Genomic DNA, 2,007 nt, shown 5'->3' with positions numbered 1-2,007 from the left:
TCGTTCAGATTGATAGCCTCATCAGACTCGGATTTCTTGCCCATTTGCGTTCTCCAGCTTGCACCCGGTATGCGTCGGGCTGGTTAGAAAGTCCCGTGCTGCGCTTCGAATTGAACCACGCGCCGCAGCGCTGACCCTATGCACCGCAGTACGGCTCCCTTCCGGGCCACACGCACCGATTCTTCTACGGCCGTTATCGTTGTCCTGCCTAACATGCGGGACCATGCGGCATGGCATGTTGTGTGTGCAGGCAGCGTGACGATGGTCCTGACTGTCTGGCCCCCTCTGAACGTGGCCGGTATCGTCATGGTTTTGCCGAATGCCTGGCTGCTTTTCGGTCCCATCATTTACCGGTGCGGACTGCCACTGGCCCCATCAGAAGACGAAGAGGCGGCGTCCTCTATCCATGGACCGCTATCGCACAGCCAGTCTAGTCATGCAGACACGCCGGGGGTTGACGTAAGTCAATTGAAAGCAAAGCAGGAGGTCTTATAATTCATTTGATTACACACAACTCATTCGTCAAGTTCTCGTGCGTACCTGAGTCCGGCGGCGAAATCCATCACGCGCTGCAGACCTTGCCAGATGGTCTTGACTCCGGGTTCGCCGTCGCCTTTGCGTGCCAGGAAGCCACCGAGCATGGCGACCAGACGCACGACCTCATTCAGTCGCGGTGACGTCGTGGGTGGTTTCTTTTGGTTGAGAATGAATGCCGCGCGCCACTCATCGCGCTCAAACAGAAGTTCTGCATCCAGGTCCGGGCAAGTTCGGCCCAGTCGCATCAGCCGCGCGACACGCCACGCGACCACCATGAACAGTGCCAGGGCGCGCTCAAGCCGTGCCTTCGATGTGAGCTGCAACGCCTCGACCCGACAGCCGTTCTTGAGTACGTGAAAGAATAGTTCCACCTCCCAACGCGCCCGGTACCAGTCAATAAGCTGCGCCGCCGCATCAAGGTCGTTCGCCTGGCGATTACTCAGCAGCCGCCATTCAACCGGCTTGACGCCTGCCGGTGGGTTGACCTCCCGGGCGACGATACACGTGACGCTCACCACGTCGCCTGCGGCATCAGGCAACGCGACACGCTGCGCCCACACCTGCTGCCGGATCGTGCGCGCCGGCTGCGCCTGACGGGCTGCCAGCGTGAAGTGAATTCTGCCCAATGGCTTGCCCGCAGTAACCTTGTTCCACAATTTGCCGCCTTCAGGCAGGGTGCGATTGTGCTGCGAGCGCAGCAGCCAATCGGCCGGGTTATCCAACTCGCGTGCCTTGACCATCAACGCCATGATGTCCGACTCCCGGTCAGCCACGTAGACGAGCCGCGTGGCAGGCAGTGCCGCTGCCTGTTCGGCAACCCGTTCATATCCTTCGATCCAGCGAATGCTTTCCTTGAGGCCCGGGCGTACACCATCCGCGTCTTTGGGTTCGCGTGCCCACATGAAGGCGTCAAGCACACCCAGCGGCTCGCGCGATGGCGTTACCGCATAAGTCGGGTGCAGATACATCCCGCGTTGGGCCTCATACGACAACGGCCCCAGGCCCGTAATCGTCTGGCCGCTAAAGTCCAACTCCGTTGTGTCCTGGATGCATAGCACCACTTCGCAAGCTCGCATCCGCTCGGCCGAGCTTTGCCAGTGGGGCGCCAGAATATCGCGCCAGTCCAGTTCATCCTGAGCCAGAAAGCGGTACGCTGCGGCCGTTTCCGCCCAGCCACCGCATGCATTGGGTATGCTTGCCGTCGGCTTCTCTGCGAGCCGCTGCGCGAGCAACACGGCGCGCTTGTTCAGACGCTGGTCGCCCAGGTCGATATCCTTGAATTCTGCCGCTGCCCAGCCTGCTGCCTCTCGCTTCATGCGCTGCCCAAAAAGCAAGAGTAAACGACACTCCGAAGAAGTTTACAACCGACCCCGCTATGTCATTGACCGTAAGCGACTTTCTCGGCGCCTACGTACTTGTGTGTAATGGGATGCTTATAACTGGCGCATCGATTGCCTTTCGATGGCTGTC

Annotated in this window: 1 protein-coding gene; it reads right to left on the bottom strand. The window is 59.9% G+C overall.

Going from position 1 to position 2,007, the window contains the following annotated elements:
• Positions 1-515 precede the first annotated feature (515 nt).
• A complete protein-coding gene (locus P0D80_RS49805) occupies positions 516-1,853 on the bottom strand; it encodes an IS4 family transposase (protein ID WP_459252778.1) in 1,338 nt (445 codons plus the stop codon).
• Positions 1,854-2,007 lie beyond the last annotated feature (154 nt).

It is taken from the genome of Paraburkholderia sp. RL17-373-BIF-A (assembly GCF_046030175.1).
Classification (GTDB): domain Bacteria; phylum Pseudomonadota; class Gammaproteobacteria; order Burkholderiales; family Burkholderiaceae; genus Paraburkholderia.
This window is presented reverse-complemented; position numbering and strand designations above follow the sequence as displayed.

Coding starts and splice junctions, on each gene's coding strand:
- P0D80_RS49805 (WP_459252778.1), bottom strand. CDS start 1,853: ATGAAGCGAGAGGCAGCAGGCTGGGCAGCGGCAGAATTCAAGGATATC.